Genomic DNA, 16,981 nt, shown 5'->3' on the forward strand with positions numbered 1-16,981 from the left:
TGAAACACCCGCTTATAGATATAAGCGGGTGAAAAAGGAGGGTTACTGATTAACCGCTGTTTTTAGCCTTTCGTCGGTTTTTTCATCAGCGATAAGATTTAAATCAAAATCATACTCATCTACGCGTATCGCTTTTTCGCGCTTACGGTTATAGTCAACAAGCTTGATGTATTCTTGCTCGTTAATCACATTGGCTACAAAAGCATTGTTTAGCGTTTCATCAAAGCTAACGCCTGCTTTAGTTTCTTTGCGTCTCAATGCCTTTTTCACTTTTGAAAGTGAATCTAAACAAGCCATTTTTGCTTTATAAGCTTGCTCATTAATGTCGTGCCCATCACCTTGCGTTGGCTTAACCAAGTGCGTAATTTGCTGTTTAAACGCCGTATCTAGTTGTGCCGCTTTTGCTAACTCACGGATCATATCATCGCTGATTTTAGGCATGCGATGTGTGAAGTTCACCGTTGCGATTCGCATGAATCGTCTCGCCGCTGCGCTTGGGAAGTTATCCAAAAACTTGTGTAACGCTTTTTCAGCTTCCGCGAGAGCGTAGCGCGTCGCGTAGTGGAAATAAGGCGCAGCTTGGGCTCGTTCACTTTCCGAAACTTTTTGCTCGTAGTAACGAATAGACGCCATAGCGGCATATACAAAGCTCATTACATCGCCAAGTCTTGCTGACAATAGCTCTGCTTGCTTTAACTTACCGCCTAGCACAAGTAGTGAGAAGTCAGCATAAACAGCGAGCTTTGCAGATAACTGTTGAGCCGCTTTTTCGTACTCTACAACTTCAGGCAATCTTGATGTACCTGACGCTAAGAATGGAAAGGCTCCTAGCTTAAAAGCTCTAAAACCATTACCAACGCTGTACCCGATAGTCTTTCTGAGAATCTTATTAAACTCTTTGTCAGCTGATGGCGACTCACTGTGAATTGACTCGACCATGCTTTGCAGATACGGGTGGCAACGCATCACACCCTGGCCGAAAATCATCAGGTTTCTAGTCAGAATATTTGCTCCCTCAACTGTAATTGCAATTGGTTGAGCTACGTAACCACTGGCTAATGTGTTTTGAGGCCCATTTTGGATAGCTTTACCTGCTAAGATATCCATTGCAGAATCAAGTACATCACGGCCAAGTTCAGTCATATGATATTTTGCAATTGCAGTAACCACAGAAGGCTTTAAGCCCATGCCCAAACCTTCTGTAGTCAAAACACGCATGGACTCCTGCAGATACGCTTTACCTGCGATATCAGCTAACTTTTCTTGAATACCTTCGAACTGGCCAATTGCAAGCCCAAATTGTTCACGCACTGCCGCATATTCTGACGCTGATTTTAGAGCGACTTGACTAGACGACACCCCAAGAGCTGGAAGAGAAATACCTCGCCCTGCCCCCAAGCAACTGACCAGCATTTGCCAACCACGGCCAATGTTCTTTTGACCACCAATGATGAACTCCATTGGAATAAACACTTTCTTACCACGAGTTGTACCGTTGTAGAAACGGATACCCATAGGGTCATGTCTGTTTCCAAGTTCAACGCCTGGGTGAGATTTCGGTATTAAAGCACAAGTAATACCAAGTGACTCTTTAGAGCCTAACAGACCCTCAGGGTCAAATACTTTAAATGCTAAACCAAGCACAGTTGCAATAGGTGCAAGTGTGATATAGCGTTTGTCCCACGTTACCTCGAGGCCCAATACTTCTTTACCTTCGTACATACCTTTAGTAACGATCCCTTGATCAGGAATGCCACCTGCGTCAGAGCCAGCTTCAGGGCTAGTCAATGCAAAGCAAGGAATGTCGCGGCCGTTGGCCAATCTCGGTAGATAGTGTGCTTGCTGCTCGGCTGTTCCATAGTGTAGTAACAATTCTCCAGGGCCGAGTGAATTTGGTACCATAACAGTTACAGCTACTGCTGATGATTTTGTGGCGATCGTACCAACGATCGTTGAGTTTGCATAAGGGCTAAATTCAAGGCCACCATACTGCTTTGGGATAATTAACGAGAAAAACTTTTCTTGTTTCAAAAAATCTAAGATGTGATCAGGCAAATGCTTAGAGTTTTGAATCTGATTTTCGTCGATCATCGACATTAAAGTTTTAACAGGGCCATCCAAAAAAGCTTGTTCATCAGCTGAAAGCTTAGCTTCTGTTACCGCTCTTAACGCGCCAAAATCTGGCTTTCCTTGATAGATAGAGCCTTCAAGCCAAACATCCCCTGCGTCTAACGCTTCTTGTTCTGTGATTGAAATGCTTGGCAATATTTTTCTTAGCTGTGTTCTTAAACTCATAATAAACTCATCCGACCAGATAGATATACCTACATTACGGCATAAAAATAAAATTAGATCAATTGCTCAAATGAAAAAATTAACGATATTTTTACTGATTTAGCTAAACTATGCGGAAAAGTAGCCCAGAATTAATAGCTTACACGTGTACGCTGAAAGACTCATGAGCACAACTTTTTTTGTCTGAACATTACGACTTAAGGGCAAATTTGTTTAAAAAGTAGCAAGTGTTGCTTTTGTAACCTTGATTAAGGTATTTGGGCATATAGAAATTTCGAGGCCACGACGTCCACCACTGACGTAAATATTGGGATATTTTTTTGCCGATTCATGGAGCACAACTGGTATTTTTTTCTTGTGCGCAAAGGGACTGATCCCTCCTAAGAGGTAACCTGTCGCAGCTTGCGCCCTATTTTTATCAGCCATTTGTGCTTTTTTACCACAAATCGACTTTGCAAAAGACTTCAAATCAACTTGCTGGCTCGCTGGTGTTATCCCTATAAATAGCGCTCCGTCAACGTCTATGACCAAAGTTTTAAACACTTGCTGCTCATCTAGGTTAAGCTTTATCGCCGCCTCTTGAGCATAGTTAGACAGATTAGGATCGTGCCTAAACTTTAATACTTCAAAGTCTACTTTCTGTTGCTTCAATAAGTTTATGGCTGGGGTCACCTTGGCTCCTTGATAAAACTAACGAAATATTTGCTAAGTGTTTTCACTCCCCCTTTTCTTCCGTGTATTGCATTCTTTTTCGGGGAGAAAAATAATGCACATATTATACTAAAATATGCTCGACAATATGTGATTGTCTACTAAAGTAGTATATACCGGCAAGCGCTTATTAAAAATCCGTGCACCTAATGTTTATTTATACTGCGACACGGTTCTTAAAGCATCAATAGCCGAGTGAGAAAAGTAACATGAGTGTTCAAGTTGTAAAAGCATTAGGCATGACCGTTTGTGCATGTTTGATGGTAGTTTTTTTAAGTAACGAGTACCACTTTTGGCTTGACAGGTTGGCTTGTAATGAAAAATGTGAAGTCTTAGGGTGTCGCTCTGGAACACTGATTTCAGGAGAAGACCGATCGGACCTACTGTGCCGATGCAACGACGATATGGATTATCTCGTAATTTTAGACTGAGAGGTAAAACGGCGCCACTGGCGCCGTTTTGATTAGGTATTCTACTTGGTTAAGTCATCAAAGAACTTTTTAACACCATCGAAAAAACCTTGAGCTTTAGGGCGATTCTTACTTGTATCACCACTCATGCTTTCTTCCAGCTCGCGTAATAACTCTTTTTGGCGATCGTTTAGGTTAACCGGCGTTTCGATAACAACCTTACAAATTAAATCGCCTACAGAGCCACTGCGAACAGACTTGACACCCTTGCCTCTCATACGGAACATTTTACCCGTTTGGCTTTCTGAAGGTATCTTCAAGTTCGCACGACCATCTAGTGTTGGAACTTCAATTTCTCCACCGAGTGCCGCAGTTGTATAACTGATTGGCACTTCGCAGTATAAATTGTTGCCATCGCGCACAAATATAGGGTGCTCACGTACAGAAACTTGTACGTAAAGGTCTCCCGCTGGTGCGCCATGCATACCTGCTTCACCTTCACCAGAAAGTCTGATACGGTCACCAGTATCAACGCCCGCTGGGATTTTAACAGATAAAGTCTTCGTCTTTTCGACACGACCTTGGCCATGGCACTTGTTACAAGGGTCCGAAATGACCTGACCTGTACCTTGACAGGTTGGGCATGTTTGCTGAACAGCAAAGAACCCCTGACGCATTTGAACTTGACCCGCGCCATGACAAGTTGAACATGTTTTTGGCTTAGAACCAGCCTTTGCACCACTGCCATCACAAGGCTCACAGCTAACCCATGTAGGAACTTTAATCTCTACATCTTTACCTTTAACAGCTTCTTCAAGCGACAAGTCTAAGCTATATCTTAAGTCAGCACCACGTTGCTGTCTTGATTGACGACGGCCACCACCGCCTCCAAAAATATCACCGAATACGTCCCCGAAAATATCGCCAAAGTCGGCTCCACCACCGAATCCGCCATGGCCTCCACCACCGTTTTGCTCAAACGCTGCATGGCCGTATTGATCATACATCTGGCGTTTCTGACTATCCGTTAGGACTTCGTACGCTTCTTTTACTTCTTTGAATTTAGCTTCTAAAGCTTCATCACCCGCTGTACGATCTGGGTGATATTTCATTGCTAGACGCTTATAGGCCTTTTTAATATCACGTTCGCTAGCGTCTTTCGTTACGCCTAATACTTCGTAATAATCACTTTTTGACATAGTTATCACACAACTCTTACAAGACAACTCTTCGGGTCAAACCCGATATACTGAGCCAAATTTTAAAAACACTAAGGGCGCGTCTAGCGATACCGCTGCGCGCCCTTAACAGTCAACAATTACTTGTTGTCTTTAACTTCTTCAAACTCAGCGTCAACTACATCGTCGTCTGCTTTAGCTGAACCTGACTGAGCACCAGCTTCTGGGCCTGCTTGCTGTGCCTGAGCATTAGCTTGCGCAATTTCCATTAGCTTTTGAGACTTTTCAGCAAGAGCTTGAGTTTTAGCATCGATGTCTTCTTTGCTATCACCTTTGATTGCAGTTTCAAGCTCAGCTAACGCGCCTTCGATTGCTGTTTTGTCATCAGCAGGAAGTGCTTCACCAGCTTCTTCTACTTGCTTACGTGTAGCGTGTACAAGAGCATCAGCTTGGTTACGTGCACCGACTAACTCTTCAAACTTCTTATCTTCTTCAGCATTTGCTTCCGCATCACGTACCATTTTTTCTACTTCATCGTCGCTCAGACCTGAAGAAGCTTGGATTGTGATCTTCTGCTCTTTGCCTGTATCTTTATCTTTTGCAGATACATGTAAGATACCATCAGCATCAACATCAAATGTTACTTCGATTTGCGGAGCACCACGCTGTGCAGGTCGAATACCTTCAAGGTTAAACTGACCCAATGACTTGTTGTCAGTTGAACGCTTGCGCTCACCTTGCAATACGTGGATAGTTACTGCTGACTGGTTATCTTCAGCTGTCGAGAATACTTGCGACTTCTTAGTAGGAATAGTCGTGTTTTTCTCGATAAGTGCAGTCATAACTTGACCCATTGTCTCAATACCTAGAGACAGTGGGATAACGTCAAGAAGTAGTACATCTTTAACATCGCCAGAAAGTACACCACCTTGAACAGCAGCACCTAGAGCAACTGCTTCGTCTGGGTTTACATCCTTACGAGCTTCTTTGCCGAAGAACTCTGCTACCTTAGTCTGTACTAGAGGCATACGAGTCTGACCACCTACAAGGATGATGTCATTTACGTCGCTTACAGAAAGGTCTGCGTCAGCAAGTGCACGCTTTAACGGCTCGATAGACTGATTTACAAGGTCTTCTACAAGTGATTCTAACTTAGCACGTGTTAGTTTAACATTCATGTGCTTGGGACCTGTCGCATCAGCAGTTACGTACGGAAGGTTAACTTCTGTTTGTTGTGCAGATGACAGTTCAATCTTCGCTGTTTCAGCGGCTTCTTTAACACGCTGCATCGCTAAAGGATCAACCTTAAGGTCAATGCCTTGCTCTTTCTTAAATTCTTCTACTAAATAGTTGATAACACGGTTATCAAAATCTTCACCACCTAGGTGAGTATCACCATTAGTAGCGAGTACTTCAAATGTGTGCTCGCCATCTACTTCGTCAATCTCGATGATTGAGATATCGAAAGTACCACCACCCAAGTCATAAACAGCTACGACGTTATCACCTTGCTTTTTGTCCATGCCATAAGCAAGTGCAGCAGCAGTTGGCTCGTTGATGATACGTTTAACGTCAAGGCCCGCGATACGACCAGCGTCTTTAGTTGCTTGACGTTGTGAATCGTTGAAATATGCAGGTACTGTGATTACTGCTTCTGTTACTTCCTCACCTAGGAAGTCTTCAGCAGTCTTTTTCATTTTCTTAAGTACTTCTGCAGAAATTTGTGGCGCAGCGCGTTTTTCGCCGCGTACTTCAACCCATGCATCGCCATTGTCAGCTTTAACAATGTTAAAAGGCATGATGCTGATGTCACGTTGTACTTCATCGTCTTCGAAACGGCGACCAATAAGTCGCTTGATTGCATAAAGCGTATTTGTAGGGTTTGTAACCGCTTGACGCTTAGCCGGTTGACCTACTAGTGTTTCGCCTTCTTCTGTAAATGCAATAATCGACGGGGTAGTACGATCGCCTTCAGCGTTTTCAATAACGCGCGTGTTCTCACCATCTAATACTGCTACACAAGAGTTAGTAGTACCTAAATCGATTCCAATAATTTTACCCATGTGAATCTTCTCCGACCTCAAAAAATTCGTTGTTCTGTTAGATGACTTGATAGATAAGGGCGGCAATTTCTAATTCAACCTTAAAATTGAAAAAAATTTCATTTTTTTTCAATTTTTTTTATTTTTAGGATGAACAGAGCAAAAAGCAGACAAAATAACTGTATTTATCGAGTTAGAGCATATAGTCTAATTCAAGAAAAATAACATTTGGAAAAACCATGGACTTTGATACTCTCATTTCGTCACCGCAACTGTCTGAGGACAATTGCCAGCTTTCAGTACCAAAAACCTGGAGCCAAGGCAGAACCGTGTTTGGTGGGTTAAGTGCTGCACTGATGTTAAAGCATATGTATCTCCATATAAATGATGATACTCGCAACCTACTGTCCTTTAGTTGTAACTTTGTTGCTCCTTTATTGACGGAAACGCCTTTTACTATTTCGACAAAAGTCCTGAGAAGTGGCAAAAATGTCACTCAGGTAGAGACAACTATTCATCAAAATGACGCAACTTGCTTGGTTTCGCTCGCATGCTTTGGCATTCAACGACAATCAAAAGTTGTCGTTCACGCAGAAGAAACACCCATTAAGTTAAACGAAAACATTAACCCGAGACAAACACTCAGATATGTAGAAGGGTTATTCCCTGCATTTATTCAAAACGTTGATTTAAACTTACAACATGGCGCCATGCCTTTTAGTGGCGCTGACTCCTCTGACATTCATGGCTGGATGAGATTTAAAGATAATGAGCAAGGTAACCTCAAAGAGTTACATGTACTTGCTCTCGCTGACGCATGGCCCCCCACTCTACTTCAACTATGCGACTCTCCATCTCCCGCAAGTACTGTTTCTTGGTATATTGAATTTTTACAGCCACTTGCTTTAAATGACAGCCAATGGCTTGGCTATCAAGTCTCAACGCACCAAGCTAATGGTGGATATGGTACAGAAGATGCAAAAGTATTCTCTCAAACAGGTGAATTAGTCGCGCTCAGTCGACAAACAGTCGCTGTTTTTGATAGTTGATATTCTCTTAATGGTCACTCACAATAGAGGATATTCTTCATAGCACTTGCGTTTTTAATGTGATCATAGCTTGTCAACATTGCGACCACCTCGTCTCTATCGCACAAATGGGCAGACAGCAGCGAGCAGTTTGCCCTCATTGCGGTAATGTGTTGGCCCATTGCCAAGTCAATTATAACCAAAGCATCAATGCGTTTGGATTATCTTCAATCTTATTTCTTTTGGTGAGTTTACACCCTCACTTTATTTCCTACGCACAGCATGGGTTAAAGCAGTCTATTAGCCTTATTGAGGCTATATCATTGTTAGCTGAGCACTTCAGTACGTTACTCGCGGGGCTATTAAGCTTTACCATATTAATCATGCCCCTAGCTGCTTTGCTACTCATATTGTTAGCTCACTCTCCTTTGTGGAGACACTTGAACCCTCATAATGCCAGAGTGTTTGTGAGAGCCTTAATGATACTCAAACCACTCAATCTTGCAGATATTTTCCTCGTTGCGGTGCTTATTAGTGCTTTTAAATTGACAGAATTCGCAGAGATTGAAGTTGGCCTTGGCTTTTGGGCTTACGTATTATTTGTACTGTGCTTTATAGAAACCCTATCACTTCTAAGTAAAGAGCAACTTTGGGAGCGAGAGCAACAAACTTTTTGCCCAGATGAAAAAACTTGCTCGCCACGAGCACTACAACAAAACTTGAAACAGTGCCATGTATGCGGACAATTGAGTGACTCAATTCACTGCCCTAGATGTATGACCAAGCTTAAATTTAGAAAAAAAGACTCATTGGCCAAAAGCGCCGCTTGGATGGCAACTGCGATGGTTTTACTCATACCCGCACTCGCTTTGCCCATCATGGACACAATAAATTTAGGCTTGCACACCAAAGCCACTATATATAGCGGCGTGGAGGTAATGTGGAATGCAGGCTCTTACCCCGTCGCTGTTCTAATCTTCGTGGCCAGCATTTGTATTCCTATCATTAAAGGCGTCGCTCTGTTTTATTTGCTCTATCAAGTTAAGAAATGTTCCCATCCAAAGCTTGCAAGCAAACTGTATAGGGCCCTTGAATTCATGGGAAAATGGTCGATGATAGATGTATTCGTCGTAATTCTCTTGGTTTCTTTAGTGCAACTTGGTACTGTTTTAAGTGTTGAGCCGCAATCAGGTATCGTATTTTTCACCGCTATGGTCTTATGTCAAATAATTTCAGTTAATCACTTCGACCCGCGCTTACTTTGGGACAATCTAAAACAACAATGAACGAACAAGCCTATATTGAATCCAAGCCAAAATTTTCAGTTATCTGGATTGTTCCCATTATAGCCATCCTGATTACTGGTTGGATGCTTTATCAGCACCAGTCCAATAAAGGCCATGTGATTTTTCTTAAAATGGAAAATGCTGACGGTATCATTGCAGGTAAAACAGAAGTTAAAGTCCGCAGTGTACAAGTTGGTATCGTAGAAACCCTGAGGCTTCAAATAGAACAAAATGCGGTAATTGCCACCATACGCATTAATAAGCACTACGACTCGTTATTAACTGAAGATGCAAAATTTTGGACCGTTAAACCTCGTGTCGACGAGACTGGTATATCTGGGTTAAACACGCTACTTTCTGGTGTTTACATTGAGCTTTTACCTGGTGAAAGTGACAGATCTGCAAGTTTATTTACAATGCAAGATCAGCCCGCGCTAATATCTCCTGATGTAGATGGAGTAAGATATAGCCTAACAGCCGCTAATGCAGAAGTGTTGGACGTAGGTACAGGCATTTTCTTTAGGAACTATAAGATAGGCCAAGTTGAGTCTGCCAAGTTTAACGAGAAAACACTTGAAATGGACTATGGGATTTTTATTAATTCTCCATACGACGAACTCATATCAAAAAATGTTATTTTTTGGGTAAATTCAGGTATTGAGGTAGATTTATCTACGGAAGGGATCAGAGTTTCAACCGGATCTTTGTCAAAGTTGATTAAAGGTGGTATATCAGTGGATTACCCGCCAGCTGCCGAAGCTGACGAACTTGCCCGTGAAAACACTCAGTACAAGCTGCATAAAAACTTTGCCGTGGCGCTAGAGCGACGCTTTGATCTGTTTGACCTATACCTTATCGAGTTTGAGCAATCAATCAAAGGTTTAAGGCCTGGTGCCCCCGTTGAGTATAGAGGTATGCGAATAGGCACTGTGGAACAAGTACCTGCGCAATTAGTAAGAGATGGGCAACCACTTTACTTTCAGCAAGACAATACCTCGATCCCAGTCCTCATTAAAGTCGAATATGGCCGCATCTATGACGTGGATGAACAGGCTAAGCAATATTGGCAAGGAAACATAGAAAAATGGATTAAAAACGGCCTTCGCGCATCGCTAAAAAGTGGCAATTTGTTAACAGGTGCGGTATATATAGAGCTAGACTTCTACAGTTCTGCTAAGCCCGAGTCGATTGCCAAGCACTCTATTTATCCAATTCTACCGAGTGTACCAAGCGGCTTTACAGCGCTTTCTGAGCAAGTCATGGCGCTTTTAAACAAATTAAACAAGCTGCCTCTAAGTGATACGATAGGTGAAGCGAAAGACACGCTTACTGCTTATAAACAATTGGGCTTAGAGACAGAAAAACTCATAAAAGAATTAAACAACAAAAAAGTATCAGAAAAAGTGGATAAGAATTTAACTCAATTACAAGGCACGTTGGTGCAGTTAACTGCTAGCTTAAAACAATTCGAGAAAACTTTAGCAACCTACCAACAAGGGTCAGGTGTTATGGAGCAACTCACTGACACGTTAAGCGAATTAGAAAGTTTGTCTAATACATTAAAGCCAGTTACCAAGAGCTTAAATGAACAACCTAGCATGCTGATTTTTGATAAAAACTCAGGCGAAGATCCTATTCCGAGGAAGGGGCAATGAGATTAACCGCACTACTTGGTGTTGTTGCTATATTTTTGGTTGGTTGCAGTAGTAACGTCGATTCTCATAAATACTATAAGTTTTCGCTCAGCAGCGAAAACTCGCCCGTTAAAACCTCGGAGCCCAGCCAAAGAGTTTATATTGATACAATTTCAATTCTTGGCGCTGCTAACCAACAAGCATTAGTACAGTACACTGATGAAAACCAAATCAATATAGCCAATTTCCATTATTGGGCCGAACATCCCAAAAATATGCTGATGCAAGCGACTCATACTTACTTAGTTAACGAAGGTATTTATGCGATCCCACTGGCTTATGCAGGCGATGACTTAGAGCAACATTTCACACTCAAAATTGTTGTGCATGAATTTGCTGGCCACTTCACCAAAGGAGCAGTGTTAAAAGGTAACTGGTATTTATATCAACATCATAAACGCAATAAAACACTACATAGCTCTAGCGCTTTCTCTTTATCAAATTCATTAGTAGACGATGGATTTGAGTCATTAGTCGCTGCGCATAAAAACAATTGGCTTCTGCTTATGCAGGGTATTTCACAACAAATTAATCCGCCAAATCATGAGTAAATAGCTTAACCGGTTTGTTGTTCGGGTCGACCTGCAGAAAGCCTACGCCTGTAAAGCCCAATTTAATTAGCAGCTTTTGGCTTCCTGCATTACTTAGATCTGTAATTGCATTAACCGCTGGTAACAATAAGGCGGTTTTGGCAAAATCCATTAGCGACCTACAAGACTCCAGTGCAAAACCTTGGCCTGTAAACCTATCGATAAATGCATATCCTAAGTCAGGCGCTTTCAAATAAGGTCGCTGATAAAACCCAGCGACACCAATAGGTTCCCCAGTATGCAAGCAAACAATATATGGTGCCGTAAGACCTGATTGATAAGGAGTTAAAAACGACTTTTGGATATATTCATTTGCACTAGGTATATCAAAGACGTTTTTATCGCCGATATTATCTATAAAACTATTTTGATTTAGTAATTGTATGATAAATCTCGCGTCAGAAAGCAACGCTTTTCTGATAATACATCTATCTGTGCTCAATAAGATACCTTCAGCCACATTAGCTCCTTGTTCGTAAATTCGTAAGGCCATAAATAACTATACTTTGATTTATTTTAAATCAACTTAAGGGTGCTGTTGGACTTTATCACCTTATTGGTTAGCAGTGATAGGGGTTTAGGGAGTTATCTAAGCTTTATACTCATTTAAAAAACTACCGGCGACAAGTACTAGTACACTTGTCGCCGACTTAAGAGCTTATTTGAATTGTGCCATTTTATAGAGAGCTGAAATATTACTTATTCGCTGTTGGTTTGGTAATGTTGCAAACGGCTTGTCAGCAAACTTTCGACCACGAACTTGTATGTTTAAGCGAGCTGCATCTTTATTAAGTAACGTTTCGTTAAAGTACGCCTGCACACTGTCCAATGTGACATTTTTTGCAGCCTGAATAAGCTTTTCTTTTGAATCAAAAGTCAGTTTATTTCTATACCAATCCGAAAGTATTGGCTGTGCCTCTTCTGACAAGTTCTTTGGCTCCTCCATTAAATTGGCAAGAACAGAAGATTTGATTTTATTAAACTCATCGTTCGTTAATTTATTTAACTCTGATGCATAGCTGACCTTAAATTCTTCGAAGCGTGCTTGCATGTCTTGCACACTTTTAACCGGTGTTTGGATAAATAACCCAATCGCGGAATACTCATCAATGCTTGTGGACAACGCACCAACTGCATAAGCCAACTGCTCTTCAGTTCTCAATGTATTGAATGCTTTTTGGCGAAGATGTGCTTTCAGTATTAACGCAGCTGCTTTTTGGTCGTAACCAGGTGTTGGGTGTACTGCAACATCCACGATTGCTACATCAGCTACATCTGCATCTTTTTGCCAAACGAGAACTTCACCTTTTTTAGGCTGCCAAAAACCCGCTCTGATATAGTCCGATTGGCTTAATGTTTCTCCAACTTCTTTCTTTAAGATGGCAACTGCATTATTGATGTCGTCATTGTTGTAATTACCATAGCCAAAAATTCTTATTAGATTCGTTTCTAATATTTCATCCCGGTATTTAGCAAAATTTTCAGGTGTCATCTGTCTTGCGGTTTCGATCAACAATTCATGATCGAAATTGCCTTCTCTGGTGAGCTGGCGGTAAGCACCAAACGCTTGATAATATGGGATCTGTTTATTTTGGTTTTGGATCTGACGGATATACCTATCAACAGCTTGCTCTAATTGTTTAGCCGTTGGAGAAACTTTAAAGTCTATGAATGCTTGCTCAAGCAAACGTGGTTGTTTATCAGTAAAACCAGATAAAGACATAACTAAGCCATTAGAATAGCTCAAATCCAGCCCCATACCCGCGACGTGTGCCTCGGTCATTAGTTTTGCTTTTTGGATACGATATAGATCTACCCACAGCTGTGCGGCAACTTTATTCTCTACATTATTGATTGGCATCGCACTATTAAAAACAACTTCAAGAGTGCCTTTAGGCTGCTGCGTGTACCTCTCGCTTGATTTGCGCCAAGCGTGAATTCTCTCACCTTTATATACTTGTTCAACGCGGTTAGTTTGACCATCCTGTGGCACTTTTATGTCAAAGTTTTCAGGCAGTAGCCTATTTACGCTAGGGAGTGCAAGTGCCAGCTGACTTGGCTTCGACCACTGCGCAATTTCTTGATCAGAGATCTCTTCAACTTTGTATTGGCCATCATAAAAGTGCAGCTTGCTGGTTACAGGCTCATCCTTACTGATATACCACACTCGCATTGACTCAGGTGTCAGCTGTTCCAAAACTTGGTTTATTGCAACAGGTTCAAATTTAGCAAAATAGTAACCTGCGTTAACGGCATGATTAAGTGGATAGTCTTGCATGTTTGCAGCCAATTCACTTACATAATCGAACTCATCTTGTTTTTCTAAGAATCTAAATTTATTGTCCAGCGACGTTTTAATTTCTTCAAAGTATTTGGCGTCAACCCCCTCTTCTTTGATAAGGTTAATATATCGCATCACGGTCGCTACGATCTGCTCCCGGTTTTTCATTCCCTCTTCAGTTAGTTCAATTCCGACCGTTATTACACCATAGTTTCCATAGTGGTTTGGAGCATCGTAAGCACTTAAAGAAGCAATCCATCCCTTATCTTTTAGGACTTGAGCTGGACTTCCTTGCATTTCATTACTTAACAAATAAGAAATAAAGTAGTTTGGCTTAACAGCAAAATCAGACATATTGTTTTCAATAATAAACTCAATATTGAGCGACTTCACATCTTGATTAGGTTGGTAGTGAATACGCTTTTTGCCAGCTTGCCTAAAGTCAATCGCCTCTGTTACTACGGGCTCTTCGATATTTTTATTCTTAATACTGCTAAAGTGCTTTATTGCTTTAGCCTCCATTTCTGACAAAGGTAGATTAGATATCATGGCTAGTTTCATGATATTTGCAGAGTAGTATTTATCATAAAAATCGACCGTTTCTTGATGCAAATTACTATTATCCTTATCTCCCAAGGTCTCAAGGTTACCTATTAGAAATCTATTTGCAGGGTGCTCTCCTAATAACGAACGTGCTAATTTAAATTGGCCGAAAAAGTCCATTTCACGTCTCATTGACCATTCTGCGTTAACTGCATTCTTTTCTTTATCTGTGTACTCAGGGTACAGCTTGGGCGCCTTGAAGAAATCAGAGAAGCGGGCGAGCGCCTCTTCATATGCGTCATTATTAATTTTCAGCATATAGTTGGTGACGTCTAACCATGTATATGCATTATGACTCCCCCCATTCTTTTGCATAAACTCAGAGTATTCGTCTGGATTTGGAAATTGCTCGGTCCCGAGAAATAACATATGCTCGAGGTAATGCGCCATCCCCTGTTGCGACATAGGGTCATGCAACAACCCAATACCAACACTCAGCGCTGCTGCTGATTTCTCTGCGTTAGGATCAGACACGAGTACAACATCTATGCCATTTTCTAGCGTTAACACCTTATACTGTCTATTGTCATTTGGGCTGACAATTAGGCTGTCTGCAATGAGTGAATCTTGAGAGGAGGAGAAGTTGGTCGCTGAGCATCCCGCTAGTAAGCCCAGAGTGATAGCTCCAATAGCAAAAAGTTTTTTCATTAGTAACCCATTTTTTGTGCCAACTGATGCCATAGAAAAAATCACCAATTGGACAAGTTTTTGATAAGTTTAGATTCTATCTATATTGATTGTAATTTTTCGAGTGTACAACCGTTATTAAGAAAAAAGTGTAACTGATTGTGAGACGCAACTTATACGTCTCTATCTGAACTGCTAGTTAACACTACCTTACTTGCCGTAGTGAAAAATCGTATCAAATATTAATTTTTTTGCTCAAAAGTATTTTTTTTGTTACCAATAATCATTAGACTGTCGATTAATCGAGCAGAGCATTTGCAACTCTCAATACAAGGCAAGTATAAAGTGACAACAATAGGGGCAATTAATATGACTGATGAGCGTATCTGTGACTTCGGGCTTCATGCCGGAGAGCCATACAGCAAACTACCCGCTTGTTTTTTAAATTGGATGATTGAAACAAAGCATAACAAGCAAGACATTGCTAAAACAGAGTTAAACAGAAGAGAACAAGCGGTTTCTGCATCACGAGATCTTGCAAATTCATCCACTTTATAATTCCTTTTTTGTGCATTTGCTTTAAACTAGGCGCATAAATAAATTCAGAAGTATAAATAATTTATGCGCATAATAATTTCAGTTTTATTACTGTCTTTTTTAGCAGCTTGTCAGCTAATACCCATTTCACAAAAAGAACAATACCTTACTGTACTTCATACCAATGACCACCATGGTAGGTTTTGGCATAACGAAGATGGTGAGTATGGCATGGCTGCCCGTAAGACTCTAATAGACCAACTTCGTCAAGAAGCCAAGCAACAAGGCCACAACGTGATCCTGTTGTCTGGCGGCGACATTAACACGGGTGTACCCGAATCAGACTTGCAAGTTGCAGAGCCAGACTTTAAAGGTATGAGCCTTATTGGTTATGATGCTATGGCCATAGGTAACCATGAATTTGATAACCCACTGTCGGTATTGGACCAACAAATTGCGTGGTCTAATTTTCCACTATTGTCCGCGAATATTATAGACAAGGAAACACGTAAACCTGCATATCAGTCTTATGCCATCATTCAAAAAGGCCAACTTAAAATTGCTGTTGTTGGTTTGACGACGACAGATACCGCCAAAATAGCTAATCCACAGTATATCGGACATTTAGATTTCATTACTCCATCTGTGGCGACTCAGCCTTTGGTTGAAAAAATTAGATCAAAATACGAGCCGGATGTAGTTATTGCTGTTACTCATATGGGACACTATCATGACGCGAGTCATGGCATTAATGCACCGGGAGATGTGACTTTAGCAAGGGCATTGAAACCGAACACACTCGATATGATCATTGGAGGCCATTCTCAAGAGCCTGTTTGTATGGACAAACATGGCAAGCCAGATGCAGAATTTTCGGCTGGCAAAGCCTGCTGGCCAGATAAACAAAATGGCACTTGGATCATGCAAGCCCACGAATGGGGGAAGTATGTAGGTAAAGCAGTGTTCAAAATTTCAAATAATGAAAAAGAACTTTTAAGTTACGAATTAATCCCTGTAAATTTGAAAAATGAACATGGCCACTTTATTTCAAATGAAATTGCGAAAGATGAAGCACTTTACAACTTCCTTCTGCCCTACCAAGAGCAAGGTGCGCTAAAATTAGCGGGTTCAGTTGGCTCGGTTGACCAATATTTGGACGGAAAACGCAATACGGTCCGTTTCGAGCAAAGTTTACTGGCAGATTTAATTATCAATGCACAAGCAGAAGCGGTTGGCGCAGATTTTGGTGTTATCAGTGGTGGTGGCATTAGAGCAAGTATTAAAAAAGGTGAAGTAAGCTATAAAGATATTTTAAAGGTGCACCCATTTAAAAACCGTGTTGCTTACATTGACTGGACTGGACAGGAACTTGTTCAGTACCTTAGCGTTGTAGCGAGCTTTCCGCCGGACGCAGGGGCCTACTTACAGCATCATAAAATCGACTTTACTGTTAAAGATGGCGTTGTTACCGTCAAAACTATTAACGACAAACCTTTTGACGTAAAAGGTACTTATAGAATGAGTATCAATAGCTACAATGCTTCTGGTGGAGACGGTTACCCAGTGATATCAAATTATAAAAACTTTCAAATTACTGACGTAACAGATGCTCAGGCACTACGTATATACATCGAAAAACACTCACCAGTTAAAGTGAAACGCCTTTAACTGGTATAAATGGGCGCTATACAATAGGCGC

At 41.3% G+C, this 16,981-nt stretch carries 13 protein-coding genes; 7 read left to right on the forward strand and 6 right to left on the reverse strand.

What is annotated here, in order from left to right; genetic code table 11:
- Positions 1 to 42 precede the first annotated feature (42 nt).
- Together N480_RS03225 and ybaK are read right to left on the reverse strand one after the other, a co-directional pair.
- Positions 43 to 2,295 (reverse strand): acyl-CoA dehydrogenase, encoded by a 2,253-nt coding sequence (locus N480_RS03225; protein WP_063371084.1) that lies wholly within the window; start codon positions 2,293 to 2,295, stop codon positions 43 to 45.
- Between the two features lie 213 nt (positions 2,296 to 2,508).
- Entirely contained in the window at positions 2,509 to 2,967 is a 459-nt protein-coding gene (gene ybaK / locus N480_RS03230) for a Cys-tRNA(Pro) deacylase (protein ID WP_063371085.1), read from the reverse strand.
- 248 nt (positions 2,968 to 3,215) lie between these two features.
- Here ybaK and N480_RS25200 point away from each other — a divergent pair, with 248 nt between their 5' ends.
- Complete coding sequence (locus N480_RS25200) at positions 3,216 to 3,437, forward strand: hypothetical protein (protein ID WP_155732747.1); 222 nt, start codon at positions 3,216 to 3,218, stop codon at positions 3,435 to 3,437.
- Positions 3,438 to 3,478: 41 nt separating this feature from the next.
- Here N480_RS25200 and dnaJ read toward each other — a convergent pair whose 3' ends face one another.
- Both dnaJ and dnaK read right to left on the reverse strand, forming a co-directional pair.
- Positions 3,479 to 4,615 (reverse strand): molecular chaperone DnaJ, encoded by a 1,137-nt coding sequence (gene dnaJ / locus N480_RS03235; protein ID WP_063371086.1) that lies wholly within the window; start codon positions 4,613 to 4,615, stop codon positions 3,479 to 3,481.
- Between the two features lie 119 nt (positions 4,616 to 4,734).
- Positions 4,735 to 6,657 carry a molecular chaperone DnaK gene (gene dnaK / locus N480_RS03240; RefSeq protein ID WP_063371087.1) on the reverse strand — a complete coding sequence of 641 codons (1,923 nt, stop codon included), beginning with the start codon at positions 6,655 to 6,657 and terminating at the stop codon, positions 4,735 to 4,737.
- A 218-nt stretch (positions 6,658 to 6,875) separates the two neighbouring features.
- Between dnaK and N480_RS03245 the strand changes: the two genes are divergently transcribed.
- Genes N480_RS03245 through N480_RS03260 form a run of 4 tightly spaced genes read left to right on the forward strand, consistent with a single transcriptional unit; the run spans position 6,876 to position 11,195 of the window.
- Entirely contained in the window at positions 6,876 to 7,685 is an 810-nt protein-coding gene (locus tag N480_RS03245) for an acyl-CoA thioesterase (RefSeq protein ID WP_063371088.1), read from the forward strand.
- A gap of 59 nt (positions 7,686 to 7,744) precedes the next feature.
- Entirely contained in the window at positions 7,745 to 8,950 is a 1,206-nt protein-coding gene (locus tag N480_RS03250; RefSeq protein WP_063371089.1) for a PqiA/YebS family transporter subunit, read from the forward strand.
- Positions 8,947 to 10,605, forward strand: coding sequence for an intermembrane transport protein PqiB (pqiB, locus tag N480_RS03255; protein WP_063371090.1), 1,659 nt, complete (start codon positions 8,947 to 8,949; stop codon positions 10,603 to 10,605). Before N480_RS03250 ends, pqiB begins: the two co-directional genes overlap by 4 nt.
- Complete coding sequence (locus tag N480_RS03260; protein WP_063371091.1) at positions 10,602 to 11,195, forward strand: PqiC family protein; 594 nt, start codon at positions 10,602 to 10,604, stop codon at positions 11,193 to 11,195. The genes pqiB and N480_RS03260 overlap by 4 nt, the downstream gene beginning before the upstream one ends.
- Here the strand turns inward: N480_RS03260 and N480_RS03265 are convergent.
- Positions 11,173 to 11,694, reverse strand: a complete 522-nt coding sequence (locus tag N480_RS03265) for a GNAT family N-acetyltransferase (RefSeq protein WP_196761440.1) — start codon at positions 11,692 to 11,694, stop codon at positions 11,173 to 11,175. The genes N480_RS03260 and N480_RS03265 overlap by 23 nt on opposite strands.
- 198 nt (positions 11,695 to 11,892) lie before the next feature.
- Entirely contained in the window at positions 11,893 to 14,766 is a 2,874-nt protein-coding gene (locus N480_RS03270; RefSeq protein ID WP_063371233.1) for an insulinase family protein, read from the reverse strand.
- Between the two features lie 348 nt (positions 14,767 to 15,114).
- Here N480_RS03270 and N480_RS03275 point away from each other — a divergent pair, with 348 nt between their 5' ends.
- A complete protein-coding gene (locus N480_RS03275; RefSeq protein ID WP_063371092.1) occupies positions 15,115 to 15,303 on the forward strand; it encodes a hypothetical protein in 189 nt (62 codons plus the stop codon).
- A 63-nt stretch (positions 15,304 to 15,366) separates the two neighbouring features.
- The gene (gene ushA / locus N480_RS03280; RefSeq protein WP_063371093.1) at positions 15,367 to 16,950 is read left to right on the forward strand and encodes a bifunctional UDP-sugar hydrolase/5'-nucleotidase UshA; all 1,584 of its coding nucleotides are present in this window, start codon (positions 15,367 to 15,369) and stop codon (positions 16,948 to 16,950) included.
- The last annotated feature ends 31 nt before the right edge of the window (positions 16,951 to 16,981 follow it).

It is taken from the genome of Pseudoalteromonas luteoviolacea S2607 (assembly GCF_001625575.1).
GTDB classification, from domain to species: domain Bacteria; phylum Pseudomonadota; class Gammaproteobacteria; order Enterobacterales; family Alteromonadaceae; genus Pseudoalteromonas; species Pseudoalteromonas luteoviolacea_E.

Excerpts from the sequence above, each read along its gene's own strand:
- dnaJ (WP_063371086.1), bottom strand. The coding sequence starts at position 4,615 with ATGTCAAAAAGTGATTATTACGAAGTATTAGGCGTAACGAAAGACGCT.
- N480_RS03260 (WP_063371091.1), top strand. The coding sequence starts at position 10,602 with ATGAGATTAACCGCACTACTTGGTGTTGTTGCTATATTTTTGGTTGGT.
- N480_RS03270 (WP_063371233.1), bottom strand. The coding sequence starts at position 14,766 with ATGAAAAAACTTTTTGCTATTGGAGCTATCACTCTGGGCTTACTAGCG.
- N480_RS25200 (WP_155732747.1), top strand. The coding sequence starts at position 3,216 with ATGAGTGTTCAAGTTGTAAAAGCATTAGGCATGACCGTTTGTGCATGT.
- ushA (WP_063371093.1), top strand. The coding sequence starts at position 15,367 with ATGCGCATAATAATTTCAGTTTTATTACTGTCTTTTTTAGCAGCTTGT.
- N480_RS03275 (WP_063371092.1), top strand. The coding sequence starts at position 15,115 with ATGACTGATGAGCGTATCTGTGACTTCGGGCTTCATGCCGGAGAGCCA.
- pqiB (WP_063371090.1), top strand. The coding sequence starts at position 8,947 with ATGAACGAACAAGCCTATATTGAATCCAAGCCAAAATTTTCAGTTATC.
- N480_RS03245 (WP_063371088.1), top strand. The coding sequence starts at position 6,876 with ATGGACTTTGATACTCTCATTTCGTCACCGCAACTGTCTGAGGACAAT.
- dnaK (WP_063371087.1), bottom strand. The coding sequence starts at position 6,657 with ATGGGTAAAATTATTGGAATCGATTTAGGTACTACTAACTCTTGTGTA.
- N480_RS03225 (WP_063371084.1), bottom strand. The coding sequence starts at position 2,295 with ATGAGTTTAAGAACACAGCTAAGAAAAATATTGCCAAGCATTTCAATC.